Origin of the sequence: Flavobacterium frigidum, from assembly GCF_048286735.1 — a bacterium.
GTDB lineage: Bacteria > Bacteroidota > Bacteroidia > Flavobacteriales > Flavobacteriaceae > Flavobacterium.
On sequence record NZ_JBLVPU010000002.1, the window covers coordinates 1 to 24,877 of the forward strand.

Here is a 24,877-nt window from a genome sequence, read left to right on the forward strand (position 1 = left end):
AATAATCATAAAGCGAGTTTTAATAGAACGAAGTTTAAATGTAGTTTAAATAACATATATTTACTCCATGAGTAACAAAATACAGTTTGTTTGGAGGTTTTTAGACGAACTGACGTTAGCAGATATTTTACCTAAAAACACGAAAAATGAAATCAAAAAACATAATTGTATTTTTTATAATTCTTTTATTTAGTAACATAGTAATTAGTCAAGAAAAGAAATTTACTATTGAAGAATGTAAAAAAATAGACAGAAATGAGTTTATTGAAATTCAGAAAGAAAATCCGAAAATCATAATCAAGTCTATATTCGAAAATGGTAAGCCATACACGAAAAAAGAAAATGATTCTTTAATAAAAAACTCAAAAATTTTTAATTACACGCAAATACTTTTAAAAGATACAATAAGAAATGAACTTGTAATTTTGAATAAAGAATTAAGTAAAGAAGAAATCAAGAATAAAAAGACAGACATTAAAAATAAACTTAAAGCTGAAAAAGATTTTAGAAATGAATTAGACGGTTCAAAAATTGGTGAACTAAATCTTGAAGATTTAAATGGGGAAAAATTTAATCTTGAAAATCTTAAAGGAAAAATAATCGTTTTAAATTTTTGGTTTACTCGATGTAAACCTTGTGTCGCTGAGTTTCCTGAATTGAACAATTTAAAACAAAAATACATAAATCAAGAAGTAGAATTTTTCGCTGTAACTTGGAATAACACAGAAACAATAAACAAATTTCTAATAAATCATAAATTAGATTTTACAATAGTTCCAAACGGAAAAACAATCATTGATCAATTTAAAATTCCGCATTATCCTTATAATATCATAATAGATAAAGATGGAAAAATTGAATATATAAATGACGTTCTGACATTTAACGTACTAAAAAAATTAGAAAATAAAATAAATGAACTACTAAAAAAGTAAAAAAACATCTGCTAACAGATAAGGTTTCGTTGCGGCTGCAAGCCGAACAATGAAACCTGTGTTGAACGGAACCGATTACATGCCGTCAACACTTATGGAGTTATCCCCCGCTGCTCGAAGTGTTAAAAAAAACGTCCTTTAAATCTTGAGCTGCTGTGCGAATGTCTCGAGCTAGACTAGTTAGTGTTTGGGAAGTTTTTTTACTTACATCCAATTTATAGACCATGTTACCAAAAAAATCGAAATAGATGAATAAATCATTATTTTTTTTAATTTTAGTTATAATTAGTTGTAATTCAACTAAAGAAATATCGAATTCTGATAAAGAAAAAATAACTTCCGAACTGGATTACATATTTACTATTGACCAAAAATATAGTTTTGCAACTCCTTCTGAAGACCTCATTAAAAAATTTGGAAAAAATGAAGCTTGGAAAATTTTTGAAATGAAAAGAGATAGTGTTGGTATTGATAATCAAAAAAAAATTAAAAAAATATATTCAGAATATGGTTATTTGGGATATGATAAGATTGGTCAAGAATACTCGAAAAAATTCTGGATTACTATCCAACACGCGGACAATGATATTAAGTTCCAAAAGAAAATGCTTAAAGCATTAGCAAAAGAAATTGAGAAAAATAATGCCGAAAAATCTAATTACGCAATGCTTGAGGATAGAATTGCAATTAACCTAAACCAAAAGCAGAGATTTGGTTCGCAAGTTACATACAATAAAGTAGGACAAGCAATTCCAAAAAACGGATTACTTGATTCATTAAATATTGATAATCTGAGATTAAAATATAATTTATCTTCATTTAAAGAATATTATAATGAAATGACGACAAGTCACTTTGAAATGAACAAAGATTATTATTTAAAACAAGGAATTAAAGAACCAAAATTATATCAATAAAACTCACCAGCTAATTTGAAGTGTTTTTGAGAAAACGCTCTTAAAAACCCCGCTGCTCGAAGTATTATTAATAAAAACGCGCTTTAAATTCTCGACTACTGTGCGAATTTCTCCGATTTCGCACCCACACCCTAGTACATACAGCAAAAAAATTAATATCCACAATCTTCACTGAATTAACTGGAAAATATTCAGATGGAATTGTAAAAACTCAAAAAAGAATAAAAGCAGGGCGTTAAAAACGTAAGTTATGAGACAAAAAACCGTATTTCTTATTTTTGTAACAATTGCATTCTAGTTTACTAGATGTTCTTCAATTGAAAAAAGCCTAATCCCTACATACAATAAAGGTGGGTATAAAATCATTCCAAATAACACAATAAGTACAAATGATTCTGATGAAATTAATATTAGTGGTAAAATATTTGACGTGTCAACAGGCAAACCTATTGGCGATGCTAAAATAACAGCCGTATGTGTTAAAGCCAATGTTTCGCCTGCAGGGAAATACTCTTTTAAAACTGAAAAATCTACATATAAACATTTTTTTATAACGGCTAATGCATTTGGTTATAAAACAATAGAAACTAATTTTATTGATTTAAGTAATAATATAGAGGTGAATTTTTACCTAATGGAAGACGACAAACCTTTTATTCATTGCGTAAACATTATAAATTATAAATAATCGATTTTTTATTCCGCAGGCGTTGGTTTGCAATGAGTATCTACTTACCTTATAAAAAAAGTAATATCACTTTTCGCGCGACAAACTATAAAAGTTGCAGCAACATGAAAAAATAGCTACATTTATTTCCTCATCCAGCTGTTAATTTACTTTCAATAACAATTAAAAGACGTAAAACCATAATTTTGATGCTGTTTTTTAATTCGATAGCATTCGCTCAAGTTTCAAATGAAATGCATAAAAAACAAATTCAAAATTTAGTACTCGAATCGTTTGATGAAATATGGTCCAAAATAGAAGCTAAAAACATTGAGAAATATTACACCAAGGATTTCTTGCTTTTGGAACACGGAGAAGTGTGGAATAACGATATTATTGCAAAGTATTTGAATACAGCCAAACTCAATTTACCCATCCCAAAACGAGTAAACACCATTCAAATTATAGATATCAAAGTTACCAACAAAACCGCTTGGGTGTCCTACCACAACTATGCTACCATTTCCGTTAACGATAAAGTTATTAGAAAAACACATTGGCTAGAAAGCGCCACGGCGATTTCAACCCCTAAAAGTTGGAAGTTTGATATGCTGCATTCTACAAGAGTAAAAAGTGAATAAAAAAAATGCTATTAAACACTATCTTTGTAGTTGAACCAAAAATCCTATTGGTGCCTTACTTTATTACAGACCCAAAAGATTGAAAATATAGTTCTGCCAGAAAGTATGGATATAGCAATTTAACGATTTTAGTGATTAATTTGAATTGATAAAGATTATGAGCACGAGCTAAACACATAACGCTACCCATACGTTCAAGACGGCGAGGTTAATTTTACATAACCTCTCATCCTAAAAAAAGATAAGATACATATGAAGTTCAAGACATTTATTTTAGCAACATTAATATTTTCGTTTCCATCTTGTAGTAAAGACGATGATAATCTTGACAATGAAACCGAATTCAAACAAAAAATGAGAGAGTTTGTAATCGGGATCAGTCAATACTCGAAAGCAATAAAACCAAATTTCCTTATTGTTCCACAAAACGGAATAGAGTTAGTAAGTAGCAATGGTCAAATATCAGGACAACCTCATACAGATTACCTAAAGGCAATAGATGCTAATGGGCAAGAAGACTTGTTTTATGGTTATGACAATGACGACCAAGCAACCTCTTCAATAGATAATAATTACTTGAGAGAACTATTAAATATTTCAAAAAACGCAGGCAAAACCATTTTAGTAACTGACTATTGTTCTACTCAATCAAAAATGACAAATTCTTATCTTGAAAACTTTAATGCGGGATATATATCTTTTTCAGCAAATCAGAGAGAACTAACTAACATACCAGCCTATCCCAATTCAATATATCAAGAAAACAATGTAGTAATCAATAATTTATCTCAAGTAAAAAATTTCTTGTATCTAATCAATCCTACAAATTTCACATCAAAAAGTGAATTTATTAAAGCTGTTGCATCAACCAACTATGATTTACTCATAATGGACTTGTTTTTTAAAGACAATACACAATTTACAAGTTCAGAAATTACACAATTAAAAAACAAAGCTAATGGTGGAAAAAGATTAATCCTTTCTTATATGTCTATTGGCGAAGCAGAAAATTATAGATATTATTGGCAACCGAGTTGGAATACAAATAAACCAAGTTGGTTAGATACCCAAAACCCAAATTGGGCAGGAAATTATAAAGTAAAATATTGGAATAAAGAATGGCAGAACATTATTTATGATAACAACAACTCTTACGTAAAAAAAATAATAGATTCAAATTTTGACGGAGTATATTTAGACATAATTGACGCTTTTGAATACTATGAACAATAAAACTACCATTAGCAGCTAGAGTTTTTTGCGTGTACAGCACGAATAATAAAAACCTGATGTCAAACAAATAAAGCCGTTCTTTCTCAACTAGAAAAAACGGCTTTTTACAAAGATCAATATATTAAAAAAGGCCTAATCGTACGCTAGGAGCACGCACTCCTATTTGTGTACGTACCGAAGTATTGCTTGGTCCTCTTTGATAATTTCTTTGATCGTATTCATAATAATAAAATCCTGCGTGTCCATAAAAGGCATCGCTGTGTTGACAATGGGAATCACAATGAGAATGATGCCTTGTGTAAACATCTTCCTTGCTGGCAATATAGGCCTGATACGCTTTTCTATTCTTTTTCTTTAACTCCTTTTCGTACTCTTTTTGCTCTTTCCAAAAAGCCTTTTCTTCGGCTTTAGTTTGAGCTGTAAAGGTCAACTCGTAATTGGCATCTTCTCTGCCCCTTTGCTGATAATACGTAATTTTATCCGTATTGAAATTTACATTTGTTTCACTTTTTACACTGGCTTCTTGTGCATGTGCCGTTGCTATTGTTCCCAAAAAAAGTAGGATCAGTAAAGATTTAATTGTTCTCATGATTATAATTTTTTGTTACAGTTACTATCTATTTTATTTCTAACTTCAATAGTAAGACAACTAGAAAGTATTTTACCCTACCCAAGAATAGTATTATTTTAAAAAAAAAGTAAGAAACTGCACGGTAATCCTTCACTTTTAAGCATATCCTCCTTTACTAAGTTGACCAATGAACGAGACTTGAACTTAAAAAAGTCTTCTCCTTTTTTGCTTTTTCAAATCTCAAAAAAACAAATCAAACGTGTAACAAAATCTCAAAATAAGCTACTAAATGAAGAACCAAACTCTTAATTAATTATGAATTTAAAATCATCTCTATATTGTGGCTTATTGTTAGTAGCAAGCACAGTATCATTCGCACAAGATGCCCTCTGGTTGCGCCATCCAGTACTTTCTCCTGATGGCAAAAACATTGCTTTTGGCTACAAAGGCGATATCTATGTAGTCAATGCCCAAGGCGGTACTGCCGTTCCTATTACCATTCATGAAGGACATGACATGATGCCTGTGTGGAGCAAAGATGGCAAGCAAATTGCTTTTGCTAGTGATCGCTACGGTAATTTTGATGTGTTTACGCTACCCGTAACCGGAGGAACTCCTACCCGATTAACGTTTAACTCAGCCGCTGATTATCCTTATGATTTTTCACCTGATAGTAAAAATGTATTATTTGGTTCTAGCCGTCAAACGAGCAGCAATAACATTCATTTTTACTCGCCGCGTTTGTTCCAAAATTTATATACGGTTGCGGCAACTGGCGGAAAACCGGTGTTGGTTACTGAGGGCGGAATAGAATATGCTCGCTACAATGCAGCTGGAAATCAAATTGTTTTCCAAGACCGCAAAGGATATGAAGATGCCCTACGTAAACACCATACCAGCAGTGTAACCCGAGATATTTGGGTGTTTGATGTCAACAAAAAAACATACACGCAGTTAAGCACTTACGAAGGTGAAGACCGCGAACCGGTATACAGCAACGACAATCAACATATTTTCTTTTTGAGCGAAGCTGACGGCAGCAATCAAAACATTTTCAAGCAAAACCTATCTGCTAAAACAGCAACGGCTTTAACTACTTTTAAAAACAACCCAGTAAGACATTTAAGTGTAGCACAAGATAACACCATGTGCTTTTCGCAAGACGGTGAAATTTATACTTTGAAAGAAGGTCAAAGCCCAAAAAAAATAAAAATTACGATCCAAAATGATGGTAAAGGCAATGTAGAGAAAAACGTACCTATTGCAGGTTCCATTTCAGAGTTTGTGCCAAGTCCAAACGGAAAAGAAATTGCAATTGTTTCTAGAGGCGAAATTTTTGTTACCAATGCCGACGGTGGAAGTACTAAAAGAATCACCAACACACCAGAGCAAGAGCGCCACGTGCAATGGTCACCAGATAATAAAACGCTGATTTACGCTTCAGAGCGTGGTGAAAGTTGGGATCTTTATACAGCCAAAGTAGAACGAAAAGAAGAAGCTTATTTTTATTCAGCTACCTTAATTAAAGAAGAAAAACTAATTCCTTCTGATAAGGAAGAGTTTATGCCTAAATTTAGCCCAGACGGCAAAGAAATTGCTTTTGTTGAAGAGCGCAATATTGTTCGTGTATACAATTTGGCTAGCAAAACTTCAAGAACCATTTTACCCGAAGGTAGAAACCACAGTTATTCTGATGGCGATTTTGGTTTTAACTGGAGCGATGATAGCAAATGGCTTTTTGTCGATGATAGCATGGGGAATTTTAATGCAACCCATACCGCGATGATCAAAGCCGATGGTTCTGAAACTAAATACCCAATTATGAGTGGTTTTGGCGAAGATGCGGCCAAGCAACAAATGAAAGGAAAAGCGCTTGCGTGGTTGAGCAGCAAAGAAGGTCGAAAATCACTCGCCAATCAAGGCAGTAGAGAACTCGATGTGTACGCCGTATTTTTCGATAAAAAAGACTTTGAAAATTTTAAATTATCCAAAGAAGAAGCGGCACTTGCCAAAGAAATAAAAGACAAAGAAAAAGAAGTCGAAGACAAAAAAACGGCTGCTAGCACTGATAAAAATAAGAAAGACACTCCTAAAAAAGAAGAAGTTGTAGTTTGGAATCCTGATTTAACAGATCTTGAAACCAGAAAAGTACGCGTAACCATCAACAGCTCTTCTATTGCTGATTTTGTGTTTAATGATGACGGGAGTAAACTGTTCTATTTAGCTTCTTTTGAAAAAGGATTCGACCTTTGGGTAACCGATACCAAAACCAAAGAAACTAAGATTTTAGCCAAACTAGGATCATCTCCAAGTACCTTATTTTTGAGTAAAGACAATAAAACATTGTTTGTACGAAACGAAGGAGGCTTATCTAAAATTGAAACCGAAAGTGGTAAAATTACGGGAATCAGTGTATCGGCAGAGATGGTTTTAAACACTGAAGCAGAGCGCAACTATATTTTCAATCACATGTGGAGACAGACCGCTAAGAAATTTTACGACCCAAAATTACATGGCGTAGATTGGAAAATGTATAAAGAAACTTATGCTAAATTTTTACGACACATCAATAACAACTATGATTTTCAGGAATTATTGAGTGAAATTTTAGGAGAACTCAACGCCTCACACACCGGAGGACGCTACAGTTTTACGCCTCCTAATATGGATGCTACCGCATGTTTGGGTTTGCTATACGATGAAAAAAATGCCGCTGACGGTTTAAAAGTTACTGAGGTTATCGTAGGCGGGCCTTTTGATAAAACAGGCTTAAAGCTAAAAGCAGGCGCCACTATCAACAAAATTGACAATGAGCAAATTACTGCAAATACGGATTGGGCTAAGTTTTTGAACAGAAAAACAGGTAAATTAATCCTAATTTCTGGAGTTGATGCTAATGGTGTGGCGTTTCAAGAATCGGTTAAGCCGATTTCATTTGGTGAAGAATCGGGTTTAATGTACAACCGTTGGATTCGTAAGATGAATCAAATTACTGAAAAATTGAGTAACGGTAAAGTAGGCTACGTACACGTACAAGGCATGAATGACGGTAGTTTTAGAGAAGTTTTTGACCAAGTAATGGGTAAAAATTTCGAAAAAGAAGCTTTGATTGTCGATACTCGATTTAATGGTGGTGGCTGGTTACACGATGATTTGAATACGTTATTGAGTGGCAAACGCTACCTTGAATTTGCCCCACAAGGCAACCGATTAAAAGATGCAGAACCATTAGGTAGATGGACCAAACCAAGTTGTGTATTAATGGGCGAAGGCAATTATTCAGATGCATTTATTTTCCCATACGTGTACAAGCAAAACGGAATTGGGAAATTAATTGGAATGGGCGTACCAGGAACAGGAACCGCCGTTTGGTGGGAAACCCAAATTGATCCTACTTTAGTTTTCGGAATTCCAATGGTAGCTACTATCGGAAAAGAAAACAGACCCACTGAAAACTTACAAGTAAATCCAGATATTCCAGTTGCACTGAAATACGAAGATTATTTGAACGGACAAGACAAACAATTAGAAAGAGCTGTTGAAGAAATGCTAAAAACCATTAAATAAGATGCTTATTTTAGATTGCTCCATCAAAAGTTAAGCAACGTTGAGTGAACGAAAATAAAAAGAGGCTGTTCCAAATAATTTTGGACAGCCTCTTTTTTTGGTTTACTTATTGTACAATTCTATAAAAACAAACATCGATCGTGCAAATTTACAATCCGTGCTCGCATGGTATATCGGACAAAAGAAATCCTCAATTTAAAAATTTCAAAAAAGCATCCTAAACCATCTAACATTGACAATTGGAATACGCATAGATAGCAAATCCTCTGACGGTTTCCAAATAAGACAAGAACCTTCAATCGCAAACTTGCAGGTTTTTTTTTATGCTATTTCATTTCCATTGTTATAAATAGTTTCGTCTACAGTTTTTAAGGCTTTTAGATATTCAATCGCCTCAATTTCAGCTCTTGTAATTTCGTTATTATCCGAATAATGGTTGTTTTCATAGTGTTTCAGAATGCCTTAAAACTCTAAAGTTTTTATTTATTGTTTCGCCTTCTGATTAAAATTAGCCAACTCGACTTCAATAGTATTGAGTTTTTCCTTTGAGATTTTTAAATTCCCGTTTTCATAATTCGATAAATTGTAAATGGTCATCTACCTCGCTCTGAAAGAGCTCGTGTGGCAATATGGTAATCATCCTGAAGTAGTTTACAGCAACAAGTTTATGTGGACAAAGCTAGATTATATTCATCTGAATCCTGTAAGGGCTGGAATTGTCGAGAAAGCTTCTCATTATGTTTATTCCAGTGTCAATAATTATGTTTCAGATTCAGGATTATTGAAAATAGAAAAAGCTGACACTATAATTGTTGATGTTCTGAATTTAAATAATTTTACCAAATACAATGAATATTGGGTTTGATAAAGTTGGAACGGCATATAGGAATGGGTGCGAAGTCAGAGACATTCGCACAGCAACTAGTTCTAATAACATTTTGTGCTAAAAAGGAAGACTTCGGGGAGCGGGTTAGAAGTCTATTTCGTTGATTTTTAAATGATTTATTGTTTTGGCAATTACTGCTCTTTGTTGATGATATCCTATAACTGTTCTTTTTATGTCACGCTATTTCAGGACTAGACAAAATAATTTTAATAAAGCTTTCAGATAATATTCTTGAAAGCTTTTTTATTTAGAGACAATAAATTATTACTTTTACTTACAAAATATAACCTATTCTAAAAAGCAAAATAGTAACCCATGGAGAACAAACAATGCCTAAACTGTGAACAAGATGTTTCTGGTAATTATTGTCAGAATTGCGGTCAAAAAAGCAATACACACGCCATAACCTTAAAGCATTTTTTTGCCCACGATATCATACACGGTGTGTTCCATATAGAAAAAGGAATCTTATTTACTTTAAAAGAAACATTTACAAGACCTGGGCAAGCAGCTTTAGATTACATTCATGGCAAAAGAGTAAACTACTATAATGTTTTTGCACTCTCTTTAATAATAATCGCTTTGAATATTCTAACGGTGCATTATTATCATGACCTGAATCCTCCATCAGTTTCTAAAAATACAAATGAGGGAATACAATTAATGAACTTCTTATCGAATAATGTAAAATTAATTCTATTTGGATTAGTTCCGTTATTTGCGGTAAATGCTTTTCTGATTTTCAAAAGATTGAAAATCAACCTAGCGGAGCATTTCATCATTGCCGGAATAAATTTGTTGGGAATCTTGGTTTTGTGTTTATTTGTCAACTTATTGTCACTTTTGAGAGTCTTTGAGGAAATTAAATCCTTTTTAGGTATTTTAACAATCATTTATTTCTTCTTGATTGTATTGTTTCCTTTTTGGGTCTATTTTAATGCGACCTATAAAAAGTATTCCATGACAGGGTTTATATGGAGAATAATTGTGTTTTATACACTTCTGTTTTTTGAAATTGTAGTTATAATGTCACTTATTGCAAAAATCGTTACTAATACTACATCCATTAAATTACACTTCAATGCATAAAATTATTTCTGCTCTTGTTCTAAAAAGGAAGTCTTCAAGGAGTGTAGCAGATTTACGTTTATCTTTTGCAATAATATTCTAATAATAGAAAATATCCCAGCTGCTCGAAGTATTATTAAAAAAAACGTTATTTAAATTCTGGGCTGCTATGCGAATGTCTCTGACTTCGCACCTACTCCAATAGGCAACAAACACAATTTTTTACTTATACGATAAATAATTACATTTGATAAAAAGTAATGTCAGAAGGATATAAAATAAGAGCCCAAACTTAACCGCATTTTATTACTTTCACCGTTGTAGATTGGATTGATGTTTTTACAAGACAAACTTATAAAGATGTAATAATTGAAAGTTTAGATTATTGTATCCACAATAAAGGAATGATTTTGTACGGATATGTTATAATGAGTAATCATATCCACATGATAATACAATCACAAGAAGCAACACTATCTGACTTGATTAGAGATTTCAAAAAATTTACAGCGAAATCAATTTTAGAGAAAATTCAAAATAGCCCTGAAAGCAGAAGAGAATGGATGTTGGAACGCTTTAAATTGGCAACCGAAAGTCATTCCAGAAATAAAAATTATCAGTTTTGGCAATATGGCAATCATCCTGAAGAAGTTTACAGCAACAAGTTTATGTGGACAAAGCTAGATTATATTCATCTGAATCCTGTTAGGGCTGGAATTGTCGAGAAAGCTTCGCATTATGTTTATTCCAGTGCCAGCAATTATGTTTCAGATTCAGGATTATTGAAAATAGAAAAAGCAGATAATTCAATTGTTGATGTTATGAATTTAAATAATTTTACCAAATACAATGAATATTGAGTTTGATAAAGTTGGAACGGCATATAGGAATGGGTGCGAAGTCAGAGACATTCGCACACCAACTAGTTCTAATAATATTTTGTGCTAAAAAGGAAGACATCGTAGAGCGGGGGACATTCGCACAGCAGCTAGTTCTAATAACATTTTGTTCTAAAAAGGAAGACTTCGGGGAGCAGGGTTCTCACTGCTATCGGGGCTATGTGAGACGGATAATTTTTACAAACTCGTATTTCAAAATTACAATTTGTAAGATTATTTTAATATATTTGAGCAATGCATAAGATGAAATAAAAACGCTTTAATCCGGCTAGATTGGCTGGTGCTAGTTTATTGTGCTTGTTTACAACTTGGCAAAAATTTTAAAAACTAGAACCATAAAACAATGAAAGACTACAAAGTAGAAACCTTAATTTATTATTCAAAATTTTCTTTTGACAAAAATCACATTGTAATAACATCCAAACAAGAAATTCAAGAAAAACTTAATGAATATTCTAAAAATGGATATAGATTGGTTACAACAAATTCAACAAATTTTGGATTAGCAATTTATATTTTTTTGTATTTTGAAAAAGATATTTAATATACAATTCTTATTGGCAGAAAGTTTTAAAAACAAAATTTTAAATGTAAATAACTTATTTAAAGTAAAATAATTATATAGAAGTACATCACCACGGACATCATGAAGGAAAAAAAACTTGGAAATCTTATATTCGGGAATTTTTAATGTTATTTTTTGCTGTTTTTTGCGGATTTCTCGCAGAATGGAGACTTGAAGTCATGATAGAAAATCATAGAGAGGATGAGTATATTCATTCTATTGTCGAGGATATCTCTGCTGATGTTAAGCAAACTGAAAATTTACAAATCGATTTAAGAAATAGAATAACTTTAATAAATGCTTTATTAAAAGAAATAACTTCTAAAAACATTCAAGAAAATTCAAATAAAGCTAATAAATTATGGTTATCCACTCTTGGATTTCCTGATTTTGTTCAGAATGACCGAACAATTCAACAACTAAAAAGTAGTGGTTCTTTAAGAATTATAAGAAATAAAAAAGTTTCTGATAAAATTATGGAATACGACCAAACTGTAAGATTGCTCTATATTACTCAAACGAACATGAATACGATTGCTTCAAACAATACTTTATATGGTCAGTTTTTTGATTTAATAAAACTCCAAAACGAAAATTCTATAGCTATTCCTATAACAGAAAACGGGAAAAATTTATTAAATGAAGCTTACTCAAGTAGGTTTTTTTGGAGGATTAACCTACTAAGTTTAAACAAACGTCTGATTACATTAAATAAAAAAGGAAAAGAGGTAAGAGAAATAATTACTGAAGAATATAAATTACGTAAATAAACTAAAACTGCCACTAATAGCTAGCGATTCGTTTCCTGCACAGCACGAACAATGAAACTTCGGTTGAATAGCTTGTCCCGTTCTTACGGGAGAGCCAGTCATTGGCAGATACTATGGAATTATCAGAAAGTTTTAATAAAGAATATCAATAGGATTGAGTGTTCTCTTTTATTTTGAGAAGCAATTTTGTGTTTGCTATTGTGTTTCCACGCTCATGCGGATTTGACTTTTTTTACACAGCCATTACCAATCGTGCAAATTTACAATCCGTGCTCGCATTGTATATCGGACAAAAGAAATCCTCAATTTAAAATTTCAAAAAAGAATCCTAAACCATATACCATTGGAATACGCATGGATTGCAAATACTCTGACGGTTCTAAATACTACAAGAACATCCAAGCGCAAACTTGCAGGTTTTTTTTTATGCTATTTCATTTCCAATGTTATAAATAGTTTCGTCTACAGTTTTGAAGGCTTTTAGATATTCAATCGCCTCAATTTCAGCTCTTGTAATTTCGTTATTATCCGAATAATGATTGTTTTCATAGTGTTTCAGAATGCCTTTTAACTCTAAAGTTTTTATTTGTTGTTTCGCCTTCTGATTAAAATTAGCCAACTCGACTTCAATAGTATTGAGTTTTTCCTTTGAGATTTTCAGATTCCCGTTTTCATAATTAGATAAATTGTAAATGGTCATCAACTCCATTTCGACTACTTGCTGAATCAAAATTTTTAAATGAAAAGGGTTTTGCACCAAAGGAAGAATGATTCTAATGGATCTAAGAATACGCTTAACAACTGTAGGATCGTACTTGCCCCACTGAAAAATTTGATCGTAGCAGAAATCTATAAACTGTTCAAAACTAAATTCGTTGACCTGTATGTTTTTGGACTCGACAGCTCTAGAATCAGCTGATGGAAATTCTTTCAACGCTAATTCTTTGGCTATTTCGCCTATTTGGTCAATACAATTCAAACAAGTCGTAGGATCATTAACTGCTGGCGAAATTGCTTTGATGGCAATATCAACTAATTTGCGTACGCCAAAATTTATGTCTTGCGTATGACTCCTAAATTGCTCTACCTTGAACGCATCACGTACAATACTATTCACTTCCTGTCTTAATTCGGCAATTTGGTTGGGTGCAATTTCCTGATTAAAAACCAATGCCAAAAGTACGGTTGTGTCTTTCATTATAAATTCGCCAACGATTGGTTTTTGATACGCATTTTCAAAATAAGGAGCTATAGCTGAACGTGAAATATAAGTTGATACTCTTTCTAATTTCTTATAATTTACACTGTCTAAGTAACCTGATTCAAACGGACTCACAATCTGGATTTTGAACTTATTAGGATCAATGAGAGAACGTTTGTTCAAGAGATTTTTACCCACACACCAAGTGTCCGGATACAAAATATTGATTTCCTCAACCATATCAATCTTTATGCGATTCGTAATGCTGGCCACATTCATATTAATGCTCAAATAGGTAATCATCCTAGGATAAGACCAAGCCAAACCATAAAAAGCAAAAAGGGAACCCACAAAAAGTGTTAAAAGAAAAGGAGTTTGAGGGAAAAACACCGATACTAATTGCGGCAAAACACAAAGCGAAATAGTACCTACAAATAAGCCCACAAACTTTTGCATTTTAAAATCATTGACTAAAAAATGCCTCAAAATTCGGGGAGAAAATTGCGACGAAGCCAATTGCATTACCACAAATATCACTGAAAATGTAGTGAGTGAAATCCCAATAAGAATAGATATCAAGATATTAGCTACCCCTACTAAGCGCGTGTAAGTTTCTAATTTGTTTATTTGAAACAACGATCCAAAATCAACGTGGTATTCTAGAAACATCAAAGCCGATCCAATAAAAAGGGCATAAACCGCACTTAAAAAGGTCCCGAGATCTTTCAATCGGTGAATGAATATTTTTTTAAGCGTATATTTCAGTTTTTGTCTCATGGTCTATCTATAAAAAGTAAAACTACTAAAAATCAATTTACAAACGTTGATAAACTTTCGATACAAAAACAATATTTCTTTAAAAATGAACATTTCAAAATTATGGCTCCAAGTAGGGCTTTTTACTGGAATCTTATTTACATTTAATGGGAATAAACCAGCAAAATTGAGTTCTATATTTATGCTAAAATGTATTTACTGATCTCGGTTTTACAATCCGTGCCCACAAAGTTGAACAAACAATTCGAGTAAAAAAGTTATATTTTTTAAAACTACGAAAATTATTTTAAGTTGAGATTTGTAGCATTCCTGCTTGGTTAAAACATCGCGTTTTTTTGTTGCCAATTAGAGTGATACAGCATAAACAAAAGCGATAGCGAACTGAAGAAGTATTTCGGCGCTACTGGAGTTTTCTTATTTAGAAAATGAAATAGATTTTTTTGATTAGATTTGTTTTAACATGAAGCCTTTGTAGCTTTGAATTGCAAGTTCTCGCGACCAAAAGGATAATTAGAATTTTAAAATGTACCATAATGAAGAAAATATTCCTATCACTTTGTTTTTTAATTGCTTTCATCAATGGCAAAGCACAAAATTTATCTAATACAGAAAAAAAGATAGTTGCCTATATCAATGAGCATTTGCCAGAAACTAAAGATTTACTGATTAAAACAGTCAACATCAATAGTGGAACACTAAATATTGAAGGTGTAAAAAAAGTAGGCGCCATTTACAGTGCCGAGCTAGAAAAAGCTGGACTTAAAAGCGAATGGATAAGCTTGCCTGATAGTTTGCAACGAGCTGGTCATTTAGTGGCCACCAAAAAAGGAACTAAGGGAAAACGTATCTTTATTATTGGGCATTTAGATACGGTTTTTGAACCAAATATGCCTGCCAATAATTGGACAATGTTAAATGACTCAACAGCCACAGGGCAGGGTGCTATTGATATGAAAGGGGGTGATGTAGTAGTTATTGCAGCATTGCAAGCCTTAAAAAATTTAGGCTTATTAGACAGCGCATCAATAATAGTTTATTTTACAGGAGATGAAGAAAGAGCTGGTCTACCCATTAGCGTAAGCCGAAAAGATTTTATAACACGAGCTCAGCAATGTGATGTAGCATTAGGTTTTGAAACAGCCATCGGTCTCAACACGGTTACAACAGCTCGTCGTGGAGCTAGCAGCTGGACATTAAATGTGACTGCCAAAACTGGCCACTCTCAGGGTATTTTCAGTAGTAATTCTGGCTATGGTGCTATTTATGAATCTGCAAGAATTCTAAATGATTTTCGTTTGCAATTGAGTCAAGAAAAGTATTTGACCTTTAATCCAGGATTGATAGTTGGCGGCTCAGAAATGAATTATGATGCTGATAAAGCCAAAGGTGATGCAATAGGTAAAACAAATATCATTTCGCCTACAGTTACCGTTGTTGGTGATTTACGTTTCTTGACCGATGAACAAAAAGAAACAGCCAGAGAAAAAATGAAAGCTATTGTAGCCAATAATCTAAATGGCACAAAGGCTACAATTAGTTTTAGCGATGGTATACCTGAAATGGCTCCAAAAGAAGGTAATAATCGCTTACTTGCTACTATTGATAGTATTTCTCAAGACATGGGAATAGGTAAAACAGTTGCCGGAGACCCTGGTTCTAGAGGTGCTGGTGATATTTCGTATATAGCTAAATATGTAGATTGTATAGATGGTTTAGGTTCTTCTGGCAAGGGTGCCCATGCTGCTGGTGAAACTATTAACCTAAAAGAATTTCCGTATTTAATTCAACGAGCTGCGATTTAAATTTACAGATTAACGCAAAATTAAAAGGCATTTACAGCTTTTTATAGGAGTAGCAGTTTACAATTGAATGGAATTGAATTCCATTTAAGAATAAACAAGCCTACTTTATAAAATTCTCTATTTAAAGCAATTAACAACTTTTGTACACAAGAAAGTAGTTATCCCAATTTGTTTATTGAAATTTGCATCTTCAATTTAAACTATTAAAAATGATATTACAAATAGAAACTCCTGCCCTACTTTTTGGTGCTACTTCACTAATTTTACTGGCGTATACCAATCGTTTCTTGACACTTGCTACTATTGTACGTGGGCTGAAAAAAACATACAAAGAAAAAGCAAACGACCTGATTTTATTAGAAATTAAAAATCTAAACTTGCGCTTAACCCTTATTCGAAATATGCAATTAGCGGGCGTATTGAGTTTGTTTCTATCTGTTTTTGCAATGCTACTCTTATTTTTAGAGCAACAAACTGCTGGAATTTATCTTTTTGGGATGAGTTTATTGGGATTATTAATTTCCTTGGGATTATCATTTTGGGAAATCAGTATTTCTGTAAATGCCTTGCGTTTGCATTTAAGCGACTTGATGCATAAATAAGCACCTGATTTTACAAAAAAAGAGCTGTAAAATAATCTTACAGCTCTTTTTATTATTATTGTAAAATGTTATTGCGTTATAATTCCTTCTTCTTCTTTCTTCTCTTTGTTTAATAAATTCGGGGTTTCTTTGGCCAATTTATTTTTCGTTGGAATTTTATAATTTAAGCTAAAGCCAAATTTCCTAGTGTCTTGTTTGCTGCTAATTAACAAAGGTGTTTCAAAAGCGTTGAAAGCATTCCTATTGGTATTCAAAACATCATCGGCAAAAACAGAAAGTGTCAATTGGTCTTTCAAAAACTTTTTAGAAAAGGTTAAATCCAATGAATTTCTTAGCGGTTCTACTGCGATAAAATAAAAATAGTTTCCTTTTGGCACAACGTAATTATAGTTGGCTACAAACTTTATCTTTTTTGGAAGTACTATTTGCGACATGAAGTTAAACATCCAAAAACCATTGGTATCAACGTTGGGAATTTGGTGGTATTGATAACCTGTATACACGTATAAAAAGTTCATGGTATCTGGATTCACATTCATTTTCATAGTTTCAGCGAAGCCTTTAGTAAACAACATATACGGAATTGGCATGCCCACACTAAAATTATGAATCTTCACTTCGGGAATATTCTCATTTGTATTGCTCACTACATCATTATTAAGCGTCACTCTATTGATCACTTGGTTCTTTGCCGAACTGATGTTGTAACTAATAAAAGCATAATCAAAGGCGCTTAACTTTACTTCGTAATTATCAAAAATCGTAGGCTGCAGGTTCGGATTACCAGAATAATCTACATTTGGGTTTTGATAATTGGTATTGTTTGGGTTCAAAGCAGAAGTGCTTGGTAAGGTGATTTTTTTATTATAATTCACATTAAAATTAACGGATGTACTAAAATTGTACTGCGCGCTTGCATTTGGAAAAAAGCGAAACTGTTTGAATGAACTCAAAACAGCCACGTCAGTTTTACCTGTTATGTTGTAATCTTCGGCACGACCACCAACAATAAAATTTATTTTGTCAAACTTAGTCTGGAATTCTAGATACGATGCGGTCGTTCTACGTTTGTATTCCAAGTTAGTGGTTCCCATACTCTTTGCATCAAAAAGCAACTCTTCGTATAATGCTCCAAAACTAATTTTCCCTTCATCCGAAAACTTCATAGGTTGAGAATAATCAAACTTAGCGTTGTATAAATTTTGATTCGATGAATTATCTAACGTTGACGTTGAGCTTCCCACTGGATTCAATTGAAAATCATTAGTATTGTTGTTATAATTGAATTTAAATTCCAACTTTTTAGCAGCTTCTTTAAATTTTTTCTGATAGGTCACGACAGCATCTTGGCGCAAGCCCGTACTTTGAGAAGCATCATTGGTGCTAAATCCTGGTCCGCTTCCTAATGTATTGCTATCATTATTGTTGTGCGTTACATCATAATTAAGCAACAAACGATCTTTCCCAATATCAAATGTCAGCGCCGATTTGATAAAATTATTTCTCCCTGTACGATCCGCATCTGTTTTAGAAAGTAAGGAATTCATGCCATTTTCCTGTTTTTGAAGAGAAGACCACACGGCGCTTTCTCTATAATTTTGGCCAAGATTTAACTGCCATCCAAAATATTTATTCTTGGCACTCAACAAAAGACTGTTGTTCATTCTCAACCGCACATCATCATAACTCGTAAAACTTGTACTGTTGGTATAGGTTGCACTCAGGTAGTTTTTTGCATTTTTATTGGTAATAATATTTAAAATTGCACCACCAGAAGTGGCAGGAAACTCTGCTCCTGGTTGTGTAATAATTTCAATTTTTTCAATTGCATTAGCTGGCATCCCCTCTAGAAAAGCGTTCAACTCATTCGTAGAAATATTCAATGGTCTACCGTCCATAAAAACGTCCAATTGTTTTCCTTGGTACATCATTCCAGCAATATCTGAAGCGATTAAACCAGGTAATTTTTTGATCCCTTCTAGCACAGAACCAGTATTTAAATTGGGCTGATCGGCAAAGTTAAATATTGTACGATCGGCTTTTTGTTCTATCGCTTTTTTAGTTTTTATAATAGTAACCTCGTTTAATTCGGTTGTTTTTTCAGGAGCTTTTTCGGGAGTAGTTTGAGCCGAAAGGGTATAAAAACTGGTAAGACTCAACAAGGCAATCAACTGTATTTTTTTCATGATTTTTATATAGATATTCCATAAGTCCGCGTTTTAGCTGATATGTTACAACAAGAATGAAAAAATATCAACAGCAATATACCAATCAAGCTTTAGATTAAACCATAGAACACGTTTTAAGTCTAACTCGTATAGCACTTTACGATTATGAACAACCACACCCTTTGGTCTTTACGACTCGGATATTCAGCGCAACAAGCGGCGACCATCAAAAAATTAGGTTTAAAAAACTTCTTGGAGCAATCCTTTGCCACTCCATTTGATGCAAAAATTCCTGATTTTTTAGAAAATAGTCCAAAAACCATCAGTGAATATAAAGAACTCCGAAATAAGCTGAAAAACGCTACTCCAGAGCAAGTAAAGGAAATTCGCAAACAAGAAGGTCAATCGACCCTTGCCATGAAAGCGTGGTGGATTGACAAAATGTATCAAAATGAGTTGCCATTGCGTGAAAAAATGACCTGCTTTTGGCACAATCATTTTGTCACTACTTCCCAAAAAGTAAAAGTAAATTACTGGATTTTTCAGCACAACCAAATTTTACGCGAACATGCTTTTGGTAATTTCAAAACCTTGACCAAAGCGATTATTCAAAGCAATGCAATGGTGCGTTATCTGGATAATATGGACAATCGAAAAGGAAAACTGAACGAAAATTTAAGTCGTGAATTATTGGAACTGTTCACACTAGGAATAGGAAATTACTCGGAGGAAGATATAAAAAATGGCGCTAAAGGTTTGGCTGGACTCGGTATTGGTGAAGACAACGCGGTTTATCGTAAATTTTTTGAAGAGCAAGATAGTTTTACTTATTTAGGAAAAAAGGGAAATTTCAAACTGAACGAAATGGTGGATATTATTTTTGATCAACCCAATATTCCGTATTTGATTACTCGGAAAATTTTGCAATGGTTTATTTACGATCGTCCAACAGAAGATTTGGTACGCTATTATGGAGACTATTTTAAAAAGATGAACTTTGAAATCAAGCCGCTTTTAGAAAAAATTTTTACCGAAGAGTTTGCTAAAAACACTGCTGGTTCTAAGATTAAAAACGCTTTAGAATACAGTTTGCAGATCATGAACGAACTACAAATTGTTAATCCGAATACCAAACTAATTGCCTTTTTGATCAAACAACAAGGGATGGATTTATTTGATCAACCCAACGTGAAAGGCTGGGACGGTGGAAATTCTTGGTTGACATCACAGATCTTTCTGCAACGAAATAATGCCGCCGATTTACTTTGCAATGGTAAAAGTTTGAACCGTGGTGCAAAAAATGAAGACAATATGATGCGACAAAATCCCAAAAAGCTACTCTCTGTGCAATTAAATTGGAACAAGACTGGCACTAACAAGGAAATCATAAACGAACTTAAAGACCGATTGCTGTTTCAAACAGACGATTACAGTCAAACCGATTTTGAAAAAATATTGAAATATGATTTTGATCCTAAAACAGCGGGTTCCGAAAACGCTGTGATGCGCTTGTTCAATTACATGATTAAAACACCTGAATTCCAACTCATCTAAAACTACAATTATGAACAGAAGACATTTTTTGACACTGACCGGAACCTTTACAGGAGGTTCACTTCTATTGCCTGATTTTCTGTATTCCTTCGGTTCGCAAAACAATCTAGTAATCGGCGAACAATGTGTTGTTTTTGTACAATTAAATGGTGGAAATGACGGATTAAATACATTCATTCCGTTTGAAGATGCACTCTATTATGACTTGCGTCCAAAAATTGCACTCACTAAAGATGAAGTACTAAATGCAGCTAAAGGAATGGCGTTTCATCCTGCTTTGAAGGGATTTGCGCGTATGCAACAAAATGGAGATCTATCGGTTATTCAAAATGTGGGCTATCCCAATCCTGCACGTTCTCATTTTCGAAGTCAAGAAATTTGGCAAACTGCTCCCACTAATCAAGAGTATTTAAATAACGGTTGGTTGGGTCGCTACTTGGATTTGCAATGCAAAGAACACCAACCTACAGCAGGTATAAATATTGACAGTATCGATAATTTGGCACTCAAAGGCGAAGAACCCAACTCGCTTACTGTTAAAGATCCGAACCGATTTGTTACTAAAAATAAACTGGAAAATGACAGCCAGTTATCGAATAACCCACAGTTAGATTTTGTTCGAAAAATAGCCAATTCTGTTGTAGAAGGCTCTGATGACATTCAAAAAGCCATAACAAAATCAGCATCCTCGGATGTAGTGTATCCAAAAACAGGATTATCAAAAAATCTCGAATGGATTGCCAAACTGATCAAAGGCAACCTGAATTCAAAAATATATTATACCTCATTGGGTGGTTTTGACACGCACGACAACCAACTCGCCATTCATAAAAACAAGCTCACAGAACTGAACGATGCTGTTTTTAATTTTTATGAAGATTTAAAAAAAGCACAGCTGTTGCAAAATGCAACCATTGTAGTGTTTTCAGAGTTTGGTCGCCGCGTTAGAGATAACGGAAAAGGAACTGATCACGGAACAGCCGCTCCAATGTTCATCATTGGTGGAAACAACCAAGGAAAAATAATAGGTCGAAACCCTGATCTTGCTGATTTAGATCAAGGTGATTTAAAACACGATATTGATTTTAGAAGTGTATATGCTTCGATTTTGAGAAACAAACTAGACTTTGATCCTACTCGAATTGGCATACAAAACCCTATTTTGAAAGGACTTTTTTAAGTTTGCCAGGAATCACTTTAAAAACCTATCTTTGCCCGCTTTTTAAAATTGAAAAAATGACAAAGAATAGTGTATTAAAAGGAGTTTTCTTAGTAGGTCTTGGCGCAACCAGTTATGGTATGCTAGCGACTTTTGTAAAAATAGCCTACGGCGAGGGGTTTACTACGCCCGAAGTTACGATAGCCCAATTTGTATATGGCATCTTAGGAATGCTGCTCATTAATTTGTTTCAAAAAGCAAAAAAGGGTAATGACGTTGTAAAAGCATCTAAGAAAAACATTTCTCAATTAATGCTGGCAGGAACTTCGCTGGGCATGACGAGTATTTTTTATTATTTGGCCGTTAAATACATTCCCGTTTCGATTGCTATCGTTTTATTGATGCAAACCGTTTGGATGGGCGTTTTATTCGAAATGATTTTAGAGAAGAAAAGACCTTCTACCCAAAAAATAATTTCTGTTATCATCGTTTTAACAGGAACGGCGTTTGCTACGAATTTGATCCAAAGTAATGTAGAATTGGACTGGCGCGGTATCGTTTTAGGACTTTTGGCGGCAACATCTTTTACCACAACCATGTTTACCGCTAATCGGGTGGCGACAAATATCTCATCGGCACAAAGAAGTTTGTATATGCTCTTGGGCGGTGCTGTGATTGTTACCGGTTTTGCTATTGCTACACAAACAGCTCCTTTTAATTTTGAAATTTTCATGAAATGGGGAATCATCCTAGCATTGTTTGGAACTATAATTCCGCCTTTATTGTTTAATGCGGGTTTCCCACTAACAGGAATTGGCCTTGGGAGTATCGTTTCGGCATTAGAATTACCCGTTTCAGTATTAATGGCTTATTTTTTATTGAATGAAAAGGTAATTCTGATCCAATGGATTGGAATTATTCTAATCATTTTGGCAATTATAATAATGAACGTAAATTTTAAGAAAAAAGGGTAATTTCTATTTAAAACATTTGTGCTAATTTCATTTAAATTTTTATAAATTCGTCATAAATAACTTTATTATGAATTTACCTTGGCATTTATATGTGATGGCTTTTGTTTACTTTATTGCAGGATTAAACCATTTCAGAAACCCGAGATTGTACCTGAAAATCATTCCGCCTTATTTCCCGAATCCAAAATTACTAAATCACATCAGCGGTTTAGCCGAAATCATTTTGGCCATTGCCTTATGTATTCCTGCGCTGTCCCACTATGGCGCTTGGGGAGTAATTGCTTTGTTGATTGCTATTTTTCCAACGCATTTGTATATGTATTTTGACGAAAAGGCGCGTATGGGCTTGCCAAAATGGGTGTTGCTCTTGCGCATGCCGTTGCAATTATTTCTAATTTTTTGGGCGTACCAATATACCTAATCCCGTGCAATCACTTTTTGAATCCCAATCAGAACCACTCATTCTTGACTTGCCAGACGCTGAGATAATTTATTATTCTCAATTTTTTGATACAGAATTAGCTGATAGTATTTTTGCTCAACTCACCCATGATATTCCTTGGCAGCAAGATGATATTAGAGTATTTGGAAAAATTCATCCGCAACCTCGTTTAACGGCTTTATTTGGAAATGAAGGAAAACCGTATTCGTATTCGAATATTACGATGCAACCGCATCCATGGAATTTGCTGTTGCAAAAGCTAAAAACACAAATAGAAGCTGTCGCAGAAACCACATTTACAACCGTATTACTCAATCAATATCGAAACGGGAAAGACAGCAATGGCTGGCATGCTGACAACGAAAAAGAATTAGGTATAAATCCAATAATTGCCTCAGTAAGTTTTGGGGCAGAGCGAACGTTTCAACTAAAACACAATACCATAAAGGACCTAAAAAAAAGCATTGTACTGCAACACGGAAGTTTACTATTAATGAAAGGTACTACACAGCATTTCTGGAAACACCAAATACCAAAAACCGCAAAACCTATTGGTCACAGAATTAATGGTACTTTTCGGGTAATCAAATAATTATTTTAATAAAAAGCATTAAATTTGAAATAAATATTTTTTTATGAATGACATCATAGCTTATTTTTCTACTATTCCGTCTTCCCATAGAAGCTTAATTTTAGTGGGGGGTATCACTTTTTTTTGGTTGATAGAAAATGCATATCCACTTTTTAATTTCACGTATAAAAAATGGCATCACGCAAGCATTAACATTTTCATGACGATTACTACCATTATTGTCAACTTTTGTTTGGCTTTTATATTATTACAAACCGCTGATTGGACGATTGCTCATAATTTTGGAATTTTGCAGTGGCTGCCAGCGTTACCCGTTTGGTTGTACGCGTTAATCGGGTTGTTATTGTTGGATTTAATTGGTGCTTATTTGGTGCATTTAGTAGAACATAAAACCAAATTCTTATGGCGTTTTCATTTGATCCACCATACAGATACATGGATTGACACCACAACTGCCAACAGGCATCATCCTGGAGAAAGCGTAATTCGGTTTGCGTTTACCGCGATGGGAGTTTTACTTATTGGAAGTCCGATGTGGTTGGTTTTCTTATATCAAACCCTATCTGTAGTAGCTACACAATTCAACCATGCTAATATTTCACTTCCAAAAAAAGTAGATACTATTTTAAGTTATTTCATAGTCTCGCCAGACATGCACAAAGTGCACCATCATTATGTTTTGCCCTATACCGATAGTAATTATGGCAATATATTTTCTATTTGGGACCGTCTTTTTGGAACTTTTATGACCCTCCCAAAAGAGGAAATTATCTATGGAATAGATACCCATCAGAAGCCCGAAGAGCACAATGAACTTAAAAATTTATTAAAAATACCCTTTCAAAAAAAGCTGCAAAAGGAAACTAATTAAATTATAAAAAAAAATG

General features: G+C 33.6%; 22 protein-coding genes. 19 read left to right on the top strand and 3 right to left on the bottom strand.

Annotated elements, in window-relative coordinates; genetic code table 11:
- The first annotated feature begins 146 nt into the window (after positions 1–146).
- From ACNQGO_RS01450 to ACNQGO_RS01470, 5 genes are all read left to right on the top strand, one after another.
- The gene (locus ACNQGO_RS01450) at positions 147–935 is read left to right on the top strand and encodes a peroxiredoxin family protein (protein ID WP_417983938.1); all 789 of its coding nucleotides are present in this window, start codon (positions 147–149) and stop codon (positions 933–935) included.
- Positions 936–1,183: 248 nt separating this feature from the next.
- Complete coding sequence (locus ACNQGO_RS01455) at positions 1,184–1,852, top strand: DUF6624 domain-containing protein (RefSeq protein ID WP_417983939.1); 669 nt, start codon at positions 1,184–1,186, stop codon at positions 1,850–1,852.
- 430 nt (positions 1,853–2,282) lie between these two features.
- Positions 2,283–2,540, top strand: coding sequence for a hypothetical protein (locus ACNQGO_RS01460; RefSeq protein WP_417947999.1), 258 nt, complete (start codon positions 2,283–2,285; stop codon positions 2,538–2,540).
- Between the two features lie 233 nt (positions 2,541–2,773).
- On the top strand, positions 2,774–3,160 hold the full coding sequence (locus tag ACNQGO_RS01465; protein ID WP_417948000.1) for a DUF4440 domain-containing protein: 387 nt from the start codon (positions 2,774–2,776) through the stop codon (positions 3,158–3,160).
- A 252-nt stretch (positions 3,161–3,412) separates the two neighbouring features.
- Positions 3,413–4,393, top strand: a complete 981-nt coding sequence (locus ACNQGO_RS01470; RefSeq protein WP_417983940.1) for an endo alpha-1,4 polygalactosaminidase — start codon at positions 3,413–3,415, stop codon at positions 4,391–4,393.
- Between the two features lie 121 nt (positions 4,394–4,514).
- Here ACNQGO_RS01470 and ACNQGO_RS01475 read toward each other — a convergent pair whose 3' ends face one another.
- The gene (locus tag ACNQGO_RS01475) at positions 4,515–4,982 is read right to left on the bottom strand and encodes a hypothetical protein (protein ID WP_417948188.1); all 468 of its coding nucleotides are present in this window, start codon (positions 4,980–4,982) and stop codon (positions 4,515–4,517) included.
- Between the two features lie 297 nt (positions 4,983–5,279).
- Here ACNQGO_RS01475 and ACNQGO_RS01480 point away from each other — a divergent pair, with 297 nt between their 5' ends.
- The 6 genes from ACNQGO_RS01480 (at position 5,280) to ACNQGO_RS01505 (ending at position 12,719) form a co-directional block, all read left to right on the top strand.
- Entirely contained in the window at positions 5,280–8,531 is a 3,252-nt protein-coding gene (locus tag ACNQGO_RS01480) for a S41 family peptidase (protein WP_417983941.1), read from the top strand.
- 589 nt (positions 8,532–9,120) lie between these two features.
- Positions 9,121–9,396 carry a hypothetical protein gene (locus tag ACNQGO_RS01485; protein WP_417983942.1) on the top strand — a complete coding sequence of 92 codons (276 nt, stop codon included), beginning with the start codon at positions 9,121–9,123 and terminating at the stop codon, positions 9,394–9,396.
- Between the two features lie 336 nt (positions 9,397–9,732).
- Positions 9,733–10,506: a DUF3667 domain-containing protein gene (locus tag ACNQGO_RS01490; RefSeq protein WP_417983943.1), complete on the top strand. Its 774-nt coding sequence runs from the start codon at positions 9,733–9,735 to the stop codon at positions 10,504–10,506.
- A 284-nt stretch (positions 10,507–10,790) separates the two neighbouring features.
- Positions 10,791–11,345, top strand: coding sequence for an REP-associated tyrosine transposase (locus ACNQGO_RS01495; RefSeq protein WP_417984065.1), 555 nt, complete (start codon positions 10,791–10,793; stop codon positions 11,343–11,345).
- Positions 11,346–11,727: 382 nt separating this feature from the next.
- Positions 11,728–11,928: a DUF4177 domain-containing protein gene (locus ACNQGO_RS01500; RefSeq protein WP_417983944.1), complete on the top strand. Its 201-nt coding sequence runs from the start codon at positions 11,728–11,730 to the stop codon at positions 11,926–11,928.
- 200 nt (positions 11,929–12,128) lie between these two features.
- Positions 12,129–12,719 (top strand): hypothetical protein, encoded by a 591-nt coding sequence (locus tag ACNQGO_RS01505; protein WP_417983945.1) that lies wholly within the window; start codon positions 12,129–12,131, stop codon positions 12,717–12,719.
- Between the two features lie 424 nt (positions 12,720–13,143).
- On the opposite strand, the gene ACNQGO_RS01510 is transcribed toward ACNQGO_RS01505, so the two are convergent.
- Positions 13,144–14,697, bottom strand: a complete 1,554-nt coding sequence (locus ACNQGO_RS01510) for a DUF2254 family protein (protein WP_417983946.1) — start codon at positions 14,695–14,697, stop codon at positions 13,144–13,146.
- Positions 14,698–15,230: 533 nt separating this feature from the next.
- Between ACNQGO_RS01510 and ACNQGO_RS01515 the strand changes: the two genes are divergently transcribed.
- Entirely contained in the window at positions 15,231–16,499 is a 1,269-nt protein-coding gene (locus ACNQGO_RS01515; protein ID WP_417983947.1) for a M20/M25/M40 family metallo-hydrolase, read from the top strand.
- Positions 16,500–16,708: 209 nt separating this feature from the next.
- Entirely contained in the window at positions 16,709–17,101 is a 393-nt protein-coding gene (locus tag ACNQGO_RS01520) for a DUF2721 domain-containing protein (RefSeq protein ID WP_417983948.1), read from the top strand.
- 68 nt (positions 17,102–17,169) lie between these two features.
- On the opposite strand, the gene ACNQGO_RS01525 is transcribed toward ACNQGO_RS01520, so the two are convergent.
- Complete coding sequence (locus ACNQGO_RS01525; protein ID WP_417983949.1) at positions 17,170–19,287, bottom strand: TonB-dependent receptor domain-containing protein; 2,118 nt, start codon at positions 19,285–19,287, stop codon at positions 17,170–17,172.
- Between the two features lie 147 nt (positions 19,288–19,434).
- Between ACNQGO_RS01525 and ACNQGO_RS01530 the strand changes: the two genes are divergently transcribed.
- From ACNQGO_RS01530 to ACNQGO_RS01555, 6 genes are all read left to right on the top strand, one after another.
- Positions 19,435–20,823: a DUF1800 domain-containing protein gene (locus ACNQGO_RS01530; protein ID WP_417983950.1), complete on the top strand. Its 1,389-nt coding sequence runs from the start codon at positions 19,435–19,437 to the stop codon at positions 20,821–20,823.
- Positions 20,824–20,833: 10 nt separating this feature from the next.
- A complete protein-coding gene (locus ACNQGO_RS01535; RefSeq protein WP_417983951.1) occupies positions 20,834–22,003 on the top strand; it encodes a DUF1501 domain-containing protein in 1,170 nt (389 codons plus the stop codon).
- 56 nt (positions 22,004–22,059) lie between these two features.
- A complete protein-coding gene (locus tag ACNQGO_RS01540; RefSeq protein WP_417983952.1) occupies positions 22,060–22,956 on the top strand; it encodes a DMT family transporter in 897 nt (298 codons plus the stop codon).
- 67 nt (positions 22,957–23,023) lie between these two features.
- Positions 23,024–23,377 (top strand): DoxX family protein, encoded by a 354-nt coding sequence (locus tag ACNQGO_RS01545; RefSeq protein ID WP_417979337.1) that lies wholly within the window; start codon positions 23,024–23,026, stop codon positions 23,375–23,377.
- Between the two features lie 4 nt (positions 23,378–23,381).
- Complete coding sequence (locus ACNQGO_RS01550) at positions 23,382–23,990, top strand: alpha-ketoglutarate-dependent dioxygenase AlkB family protein (protein WP_417979336.1); 609 nt, start codon at positions 23,382–23,384, stop codon at positions 23,988–23,990.
- A gap of 43 nt (positions 23,991–24,033) precedes the next feature.
- Positions 24,034–24,861 carry a sterol desaturase family protein gene (locus ACNQGO_RS01555; protein WP_417947477.1) on the top strand — a complete coding sequence of 276 codons (828 nt, stop codon included), beginning with the start codon at positions 24,034–24,036 and terminating at the stop codon, positions 24,859–24,861.
- Positions 24,862–24,877 lie beyond the last annotated feature (16 nt).

What these genes read in the sequence shown, in the direction of transcription:
- ACNQGO_RS01450 (WP_417983938.1), top strand. Translation starts at nt 147, where the DNA reads ATGAAATCAAAAAACATAATTGTATTTTTTATAATTCTTTTATTTAGT.
- ACNQGO_RS01455 (WP_417983939.1), top strand. Translation starts at nt 1,184, where the DNA reads ATGAATAAATCATTATTTTTTTTAATTTTAGTTATAATTAGTTGTAAT.
- ACNQGO_RS01465 (WP_417948000.1), top strand. Translation starts at nt 2,774, where the DNA reads ATGCATAAAAAACAAATTCAAAATTTAGTACTCGAATCGTTTGATGAA.
- ACNQGO_RS01470 (WP_417983940.1), top strand. Translation starts at nt 3,413, where the DNA reads ATGAAGTTCAAGACATTTATTTTAGCAACATTAATATTTTCGTTTCCA.
- ACNQGO_RS01475 (WP_417948188.1), bottom strand. Translation starts at nt 4,982, where the DNA reads ATGAGAACAATTAAATCTTTACTGATCCTACTTTTTTTGGGAACAATA.
- ACNQGO_RS01480 (WP_417983941.1), top strand. Translation starts at nt 5,280, where the DNA reads ATGAATTTAAAATCATCTCTATATTGTGGCTTATTGTTAGTAGCAAGC.
- ACNQGO_RS01485 (WP_417983942.1), top strand. Translation starts at nt 9,121, where the DNA reads ATGGTCATCTACCTCGCTCTGAAAGAGCTCGTGTGGCAATATGGTAAT.
- ACNQGO_RS01490 (WP_417983943.1), top strand. Translation starts at nt 9,733, where the DNA reads ATGGAGAACAAACAATGCCTAAACTGTGAACAAGATGTTTCTGGTAAT.
- ACNQGO_RS01500 (WP_417983944.1), top strand. Translation starts at nt 11,728, where the DNA reads ATGAAAGACTACAAAGTAGAAACCTTAATTTATTATTCAAAATTTTCT.
- ACNQGO_RS01505 (WP_417983945.1), top strand. Translation starts at nt 12,129, where the DNA reads ATGATAGAAAATCATAGAGAGGATGAGTATATTCATTCTATTGTCGAG.
- ACNQGO_RS01510 (WP_417983946.1), bottom strand. Translation starts at nt 14,697, where the DNA reads ATGAGACAAAAACTGAAATATACGCTTAAAAAAATATTCATTCACCGA.
- ACNQGO_RS01515 (WP_417983947.1), top strand. Translation starts at nt 15,231, where the DNA reads ATGAAGAAAATATTCCTATCACTTTGTTTTTTAATTGCTTTCATCAAT.
- ACNQGO_RS01520 (WP_417983948.1), top strand. Translation starts at nt 16,709, where the DNA reads ATGATATTACAAATAGAAACTCCTGCCCTACTTTTTGGTGCTACTTCA.
- ACNQGO_RS01525 (WP_417983949.1), bottom strand. Translation starts at nt 19,287, where the DNA reads ATGAAAAAAATACAGTTGATTGCCTTGTTGAGTCTTACCAGTTTTTAT.
- ACNQGO_RS01530 (WP_417983950.1), top strand. Translation starts at nt 19,435, where the DNA reads ATGAACAACCACACCCTTTGGTCTTTACGACTCGGATATTCAGCGCAA.
- ACNQGO_RS01535 (WP_417983951.1), top strand. Translation starts at nt 20,834, where the DNA reads ATGAACAGAAGACATTTTTTGACACTGACCGGAACCTTTACAGGAGGT.
- ACNQGO_RS01540 (WP_417983952.1), top strand. Translation starts at nt 22,060, where the DNA reads ATGACAAAGAATAGTGTATTAAAAGGAGTTTTCTTAGTAGGTCTTGGC.
- ACNQGO_RS01545 (WP_417979337.1), top strand. Translation starts at nt 23,024, where the DNA reads ATGAATTTACCTTGGCATTTATATGTGATGGCTTTTGTTTACTTTATT.
- ACNQGO_RS01555 (WP_417947477.1), top strand. Translation starts at nt 24,034, where the DNA reads ATGAATGACATCATAGCTTATTTTTCTACTATTCCGTCTTCCCATAGA.